We start from the raw sequence: 7034 nt of genomic DNA, 5'->3' as shown, positions 1-7034 counted from the left end.
TTTCCCCATGTGAGAGTAGGTCATCGTCAAGATTAAATTCCAGAACCCCAATCGCTAACGCGGTTGGGGTTTTGTTTTTGCGCCTGGAAAAGTTTACAGCCCTGACGCCGCCCTGTAGGAGCGCGCTTGCCCGCGACTGCGCCAGGACAAACACCACTGCGCCGCCTGACCCACCGCCATCGCGAGCAAGCTCACTCCTACAGGCGATCGCGGCGCGTATCCCGTAGCAGTCCGGCTTGCCGGCGAGGCGATCTCAGGTCCGCCATCGTCCGAATCCGACCCCTGCCCCCTGTGGGAGCGGGCTCGCCCGCGAAAGCGTCATAACCGACACTGCTGCGCCGCCTGACTCACCGCCATCGCGGGCAAGCGCGCTCCTACAGGGTGGCGCATCCCGTAGCAGCACGGCTTGCCGGCGAGGCGATCTCAGGTCCGCCCTCGTCCGAATGCGGCCCCTGACCCCTGTAGGAGCGCGCTTGCCCGCGACTGCGCCAGGACAAACACCACCGCACCGCCTGACCCACCACCATCCCCGTAGCAGCATGGCTTGCCGGCGGGAGCGGTGTGTCAGTCACACATGTATCGCCTGATACGCCGCCCCCGCCGGCAAGCCGTGCTGCTACGGAGAGGTGTTGCCTCAGATAGCGTGTACAACGCCCACAAAAAAGCCCCGCATCGCTGCGGGGCTTTTTGCTACTGCCTGGATAAAGGCTTACTCAGCAGCTTCCTCTGCCACTTCAACCACCTTCACCTTAGGCACTTCATCGCGACGCTGGATGTACTTCCAGTCAGCCTCATCAATGTAAATACCCGCAGGCCCGCTGCCGCCCTCAAGGTCGATCGCCACATGCGCTGATACCTGAGGCTTGACGCTCGCCAGGATAGGCACGAAGCCCAACTGCAAGCTGGTCTCCAGCAAGGCAGCCTGGTTGCGTTCGTCGATGTCGGCCGCTTCGTCCAGGTAATAAGGCAGGCGCACACGACCGGCCTGTTCGCGGTCCATCAGGTGCAGCAACAAGTACATGTTGGTCAGCGCCTTGATGGTCATCGTGGTGCCGTTGGACGCCGCGCCATCGATGTCAGTATGGATAACCGGCTGGCTGTTGACCTTGGTGATCTCGAACGCCAACTCGAACAGGTCCTTGAGACCCAGCTGGTTGTGGTTCGCCGCCACCAGGCGCGCCAGGTATTCCTTGGCCTCTTCGTTCTTGTTGTCCTGCTCTGCGCTCTGGCTCAGATCGAACACCGACAGCGTTTCGCCTTCTTCGTACTGGCCGGCGCTGTGGATAATCTGATCGATGTGCTTGAGCGCTTCCTTGTTTGGAGCCAGCACGATACGGAAGCTTTCCAGGTTGGAAACCTGACGACGGTTGATCTCCCGGTTGAACAACGCCAGTTGGTGTTCAAGGCTGTCGTAGTCGCTGCGGATGTTGCGCAGGGTACGCGCGATATCGGTCACGGCCGCACGACGGGCCTTGCCCAGTGTCAGCGCTTCATCGGTGCGGTGAGCGTACGCGTTGATCAACAGCTGCAGGCGGCGCTCCATGTCGTCTTCGCTGTCGAACTTGGCAACACCCTTGAGGCGCACCTGCGCATACAGCGCCTCGATCTGGCCATCGCAGCGCAGCAGGCCCTGCCAGCTGTCCTGATAGTCATTGAGCAATGGCAGCAGGTTATCCAGCGAGTCGTCCACCGGCTCCATGAACGGGGTGCCAAATGGCAGATCCGCAGGCAGCAACTGACGGCGACGCAATGCGTCATCCAGTGTGCGCTGCTTGGATTCCAGATCTCCGATCTGGCGGCCCACCAGTTGCAGCTTGGCCGAGAGTTGCTGGACGCGTTCGGTGAAGGCATCGCTGGAACGTTTGAGTTCGTCCTGCGCCGCCTCCATCTGCGCCAGTTGCTCCAGCTTTTCGCCTTCCTCTGCACTCAGGGTCTGAGTACGGCGGAAGTCTTCCAGTGCCTTCTGCGCATCCAGCACCTGCTGGTACAGGGCTTCGGTCTGGGTCTTGCTGGCTGCGCGGTCTGCGGCAACGGCCTGCTGGGTTTTCAGTTGCTTGAGTTCTTTCTCGAGACGCTCTTTCTGGTCGCGCAACGCCGCACGGTCGGCCAGGGCCTGCAATGCAGGTGGCTCGATGTGCGACAGGTTGATCGACAGGCCCGGCACTTCGAAGCGCTCGCCCTTGAAGCCATCGAGAATCGCTTCCAGGGATTTGACCCACGCCTCGCCGTCATCCAGCGCAATGCCTTGCTCGCCCAGCGGCAGGCTGAACAGCGCGCTGTTGAACAGGCGCATCAGGCGCTCGACGTCCGGTTGCGAGAACTCTTCACGCAGACGGGCATAGCTGTTGTTGTCTGCGTGATCGAGCTGCTGCTTCACCGACTTCAGGCGTTTTTCCAGATCGCGCAAGCGCTCGTCCAGATCTTCGGCGCTGAACTGCCGGGACTGAGCCAGCGCGCCAGCCAGTTCGTCGTGGGCATCCTTGGCCGCGAGCAGTTGCTGTTCGAGAGTCTTGACGTTATCCACAAGCGCGAAGCGGTTTTTCAGCACTGCCAGTTCGCCAATCCAGCGCTGGATGTTGCTGATCTCGCGCTCAAGGCGCATCAGTTCCTGAGTGCCGCCGCGCTGATCGTTCTGCAGCGCGTCCTGCTCGCCACGGTAGTGCTCGGCCTGAATGACCAGCTCTTCCTTGCGCGCGTTGGAGTAGTCCTGCCAGGTGCCCAGCAGCGAATCGAGCAAGGGCGACAGGCGATGCAGCTTGCCGCGCAACACGTCGCGCTGTTTCACGCCGTTGGCCAAGGCCTCGACCAGCGGGCCGGCCAGCACCAGAGCGTTGTAGTCCTGCTCCATGCGTCGCACATCGCGGAAGGCTTCTTCGCACGCGGCGATGTAATCGACGCTACCGGAGCGCAGGCTGTGCTCGAACGCGTCGAGGAACAGTTGCTTGAGCTTGGCTGCAGTGATTTCACGCATGTGCAGCAGGTTGATGAACAAGGCGCGGAAGGTTTTCAGGCTCTGTTCACTGGTTGAGCGCAGCGGGATCAGCGTCAGGTCCAGCGGGATCGACGTGTGACCGCCCACCAGCAAGCGACGCAGTTCATCGGGCTTGAGCTCATAGGCTTTCAGGCCCTGGCTTTCCAGATTGGTGAACAGCTCTTTCTGCCGCAGGCAGGTGTCGTTCTTCTGGTAATGCGCCAGGTCCAGCTTGCCCGCGTAGGCAAAGAACTGGTGACCGAAGCCGCCGCCCGGGCCGCGACCGACCACGCCGATGACGTGCGGGCCGTGGGGCAGGGACACTTCGACCAGGATGTAGCTGGTGTCCGACGCGAAGTAGAAGCGGCGCGACTGATCCAGGCTGTACTTGCCGAAGGACATGTCCGACATGCGCGCCAGAATCGGGAATTGCAGCGCGTTGATCGACGCACTCTTGCCCAGGTTGTTCGCGCCGTACACCGACAACGGGTGTTCCAGCGGAAACAGCCCGAGGCTGTAACCGGCTGTGTTCAGCAGGGCGAAGCGGCGGATGCCGTAGCGTTCCTGGCTCATGCGTCAAGCTCCTGTTCTTCGGCGATCGCGCGGGCCAGGGCCTGCTCTTCGGTTTCTTCTGATTCGTCAAACTCTGCCAGATCCAGCGGGTCGTCGGTCTGCAGGAGCTTTTCGTCGCTGTCGTCATCGATCAATACAGGCGTCGGCAGCGGCAGGTCGCTGTGCAGGCTGGCCGCCAGGTCGCGGTCCTGCTGGACCGAGAGGCAGACGTCGAGGAAACGGTGCATCGGCGGCAGGAAGCGATAGATCCCTACTTCTTCTGCGGCGAAACCCAGCTGGGTCATGCGCCGCATGATCTTCTCTTCCAGCTCGTCCTGGGTTTGCACTTCGGCCTGCAGGAACAGGTCGCGGTACTTTTCCAGCAGCGAAGGCAGCTCGTCACGGCCAAGGCTGCCGCCATCGAGCACGGCCACCGGGTCACGGCCCTGGTCAGCCAGGTGTTCAACGAGGATGAAGGTGAAGAGGGCCAGGCGCTGGGCGGTCTTGTTGACCTGCGCGGCGGCAAGGTCCGGCACGAAGTAGTAGAAGCCGCGGGTGTCGCAGACCAGCTCGAAGCCCAGCGCCTTGAACAGCGTGCGGTACTGGTCCTGCGCGTTCGACAGTTGGGCGTACAGCTCCGGGTCGCGGCGGCTGATGTGGTAGCCCTTGAACAGCTCGCGAAAGATCGGCGCCAGCTGGGACATTTCAGATAGATCAAGATGCATGGGCGGTGCCCTCGGAATTCTCTGGGGTGGCGTCTTTGCTCGAGAGCAGGGCGAAGGAGCGCAGGCTGACGCGGTGCTCCTGGGTCAGGTACTCGCGGCGTTCCAGACGCTCGCGCTTGAAGCGTTTTTCCCGCGACAGGCGCGAGAACCAATACAGCAATTCGTCGGTGGCGCCGGTCGGCTCCTGTTCCAGCAGCCAGACCATCAGGTCCGGCATCGGCAGGGCTTCTTCGCAACGCTCGACCATTTCCTTGACCGTGCGCGGCGCCCTTGGCGGCTCGCCCTTGCGGGTCAGGCTGGCCTTGGGGAAGCGCGCCGGTTTCGGCTCGAAACGGGCCAGGGCATAGACGTAGGCTTCAACCTGGTTCGCGCTGCCCAGGAAGGTGCTTTGCGGACGGGTGAACATCGGCATGGCGGCCTGCGGCACGGCGTCGATGCCCTTGCGGCGAATGGCCGACAGGGCCAGCGCGGCGCCACGGGTCACGGCGTTGTGGCGGCGGGCTTCTTCGCGCAGCGGCAACAGCAGCTCGCGGGCGTGGCGCAGGGTCAGCTGTGCGCTGGTCTGCATTTCGAGGATGCGCGCGTGGGTGCGCAGCAGCATGTCATCGTCAACCAGATGGCCCAGGCGCTGCTGATCGCTGAGCATGCGCAGCAGCACGTTCTCGACCTTGCGCACGCCCTGTTCGAACGCACCGTCGGCATTCACCAACTGGATCATCGGCTCGACGTATTCATCCCAGGTCGCCAGGACTTCGGCGTAGCGCTGGCGCAGCGGGATCTGCCGGTCGCTGGTCTTGGCGCGTTCGGCCACAGACACCAGTGCCTGTTCGTCGTTGGCGAGTTTTTTCAGCACGTCACGCACGCGCATGTCGAGCAGGCGCAGCTGACGGGCGAGGTCGTTGGCGTCGCGGGCTTCGAAGGCTTCCTGGATGTAACCGGCCAGCCGCTCCAGATGGCGCAGGTAGGCTTCGATCTCCAGGCACAGGCCCAGGCGGTGCTCGCGACGCAGATAGGACAGGAAGTCGTGGATCTGCGCGTTCAGCTCGAAACGGTTCGGGCTCTTCGCCACGGGCACCAGAATATCGAGGCGAATCCACACGTCCAGCAGGTTGGTGATGTCCTGCGGCGTGCTTTCCAGTTGCTGGGCGGCCAGCTGCACGCGCAGCTCGCTCAGGCTCAGTGTGCCCTGGTCGAAATGCTCGCACAGTGGCTCAAGGAGCGCCCAGTGTTCGGCAAGGGCGCGCAGGACGCGCTTAGGTTCGATCATCGGATGGCCGCTGGTTGGCAAATAAAAGCGGCAATTGTACTGCATCGCAGGGGTTGGTTTTCACCCTCAGTCGATCAACTGCGGCGTGATCGGCCGAAGGTCTGTAGAATCCCGGTCCTGACTTTATCCACAGGTGGCTGTCCCGTGCTCAACGAGCCTAGACGTCGCGCCTTTCTGACCGCCATGCAGGTGGTCAGCTGGCTGCCACGCACCGAACTTCCCTTTGCCGCGCCTTCGCGTCCGGAGCTTCTCGCGCCATTGCCGGTGTTCGAGGACGAGGTAACGCAGCCTGCGCCTGCCGCTGTCGAACGCCAGCAGCCTGGCGATGCCGTGGCTGCGAATCCTGCGCCTGCTGCGCGGACGATCGAACGCCCGAAGATCGAGGTGCCACGCCCTTCGTCCGCTGCCAAGCCTGCGGTCAAGACGGCCGAGCCGGAAGAGGCGGCAGTGGTGGCCAAGGCGCCAGTCGTTCCGCCGCCGCGTTTTTCCCTGCAATTGCTGCGTGCTGGGAGTTGCCTGTTGCTGGTCGAGCTGGCCACGGGTGAGCCTTTCCAGAGTCGCGATCCCTCCTATCTGTTGCTCAAGGACATGCTGCGCGCCGCCGGTCTGCCTGACAGTCCACAGATCATTGGTGAGCCCGTGCGTTGGCCGCTGCTGGTGCGTGGACAGATGGATCAGGGGCCGGAAGCGGCTAGGGATTTCGTTCAGGGTTTTCTCTACGCTCGCATTGAAGAAGAGCCCTGCACCTGCCTGTGGCTGATCGGACTGCCGGCCGTGCGTTTTGCTGGTGAGGCTGACGCCGAGTCCTACAATCTAGAATTCCAGGTCGAAGGCCTGGGTTCGGCCTGGGCGCTGCCGGGTCTTGAACTGTTGATGGACGAGCCTCAGCGCAAGGCCGACGTTTGGCGTGCCATGCGTCAACTGATGGCACGTTGGAAGACCGTGAATGAGTGATGCCGTAACGTTTCGCCGCATGACCGAAGCAGACCTGGATGCGGTGCTTAAGATTGAATACGCAGCGTTCAGCCATCCCTGGACCCGCGGTATTTTTCTGGATGGCCTGAAATCCTACGAAATCTGGTTGATGTTCGAGGGCAATCAGCAGGTCGGGCATGGCGTGATCAACGTCATCATCGACGAGGCGCATTTGCTCAACATCACGGTCAAGCCAGAGAGCCAGGGCCGTGGGTTGGGCCTGTTGCTGCTGGATAAACTGATGAAGCGCGCCTACGAGATCAACGGCCGCGAGTGCTTCCTGGAGCTGCGCGCGAGCAACCAGTCGGCGTATCGTTTGTACGAGCGCTATGGCTTCAACGAAGTGGGCCGCCGCCGCGATTACTACCCGGCAGTCGGCGGGCGTGAGGACGCGCTGGTCATGGCCTGCACGCTGGTTGAATAACCCGTAGCAGCCCGGCCGGGCGGCGCTCCGCTTGTCGGCGGGGGCGAATTTGAGGACGCCCCCGCGGGCAAGCCCGGCTCCTACAAGGGCGGGTTGCGACGCTCCTGTAGCAGCACGGCT

5 protein-coding genes are annotated in these 7034 nt (G+C 62.7%); 2 read left to right on the top strand and 3 right to left on the bottom strand.

Annotation, left to right across the window (positions count from 1 at the left end; all coding sequences use genetic code 11):
* Nucleotides 1-709: 709 nt before the first annotated feature.
* From mksF to mksB, 3 genes are read right to left on the bottom strand one after another with little or no spacing between them, the layout of a single operon-like run.
* On the bottom strand, nt 710-3544 hold the full coding sequence (mksF, locus tag ACIPO9_RS25890; RefSeq protein WP_400784209.1) for an Mks condensin complex protein MksF: 2835 nt from the start codon (nt 3542-3544) through the stop codon (nt 710-712).
* Nucleotides 3541-4248 (bottom strand): Mks condensin complex protein MksE, encoded by a 708-nt coding sequence (mksE, locus tag ACIPO9_RS25885; protein WP_400784208.1) that lies wholly within the window; start codon nt 4246-4248, stop codon nt 3541-3543. Before mksE ends, mksF begins: the two co-directional genes overlap by 4 nt.
* Nucleotides 4238-5515 (bottom strand): Mks condensin complex protein MksB, encoded by a 1278-nt coding sequence (gene mksB / locus ACIPO9_RS25880; RefSeq protein ID WP_274132783.1) that lies wholly within the window; start codon nt 5513-5515, stop codon nt 4238-4240. Before mksB ends, mksE begins: the two co-directional genes overlap by 11 nt.
* Before the next feature lie 144 nt (nt 5516-5659).
* Here mksB and ACIPO9_RS25875 point away from each other — a divergent pair, with 144 nt between their 5' ends.
* A complete protein-coding gene (locus ACIPO9_RS25875) occupies nt 5660-6469 on the top strand; it encodes an energy transducer TonB (RefSeq protein WP_274132782.1) in 810 nt (269 codons plus the stop codon).
* Nucleotides 6462-6914, top strand: coding sequence for a ribosomal protein S18-alanine N-acetyltransferase (rimI, locus tag ACIPO9_RS25870; protein ID WP_274132781.1), 453 nt, complete (start codon nt 6462-6464; stop codon nt 6912-6914). The genes ACIPO9_RS25875 and rimI overlap by 8 nt, the downstream gene beginning before the upstream one ends.
* Nucleotides 6915-7034 lie beyond the last annotated feature (120 nt).

It is taken from the genome of Pseudomonas sp. NPDC090203, from assembly GCF_044746765.1.
GTDB classification, from domain to species: Bacteria; Pseudomonadota; Gammaproteobacteria; order Pseudomonadales; family Pseudomonadaceae; genus Aquipseudomonas; species Aquipseudomonas putida_AD.
The sequence above is the reverse complement of the archived record's forward strand: the minus strand, read 5'-3'. Positions and strand labels throughout refer to the sequence as shown.

What these genes read in the sequence shown, in the direction of transcription:
- rimI (WP_274132781.1), top strand. Translation starts at nt 6,462, where the DNA reads ATGAGTGATGCCGTAACGTTTCGCCGCATGACCGAAGCAGACCTGGAT.
- mksB (WP_274132783.1), bottom strand. Translation starts at nt 5,515, where the DNA reads ATGATCGAACCTAAGCGCGTCCTGCGCGCCCTTGCCGAACACTGGGCG.
- mksE (WP_400784208.1), bottom strand. Translation starts at nt 4,248, where the DNA reads ATGCATCTTGATCTATCTGAAATGTCCCAGCTGGCGCCGATCTTTCGC.
- mksF (WP_400784209.1), bottom strand. Translation starts at nt 3,544, where the DNA reads ATGAGCCAGGAACGCTACGGCATCCGCCGCTTCGCCCTGCTGAACACA.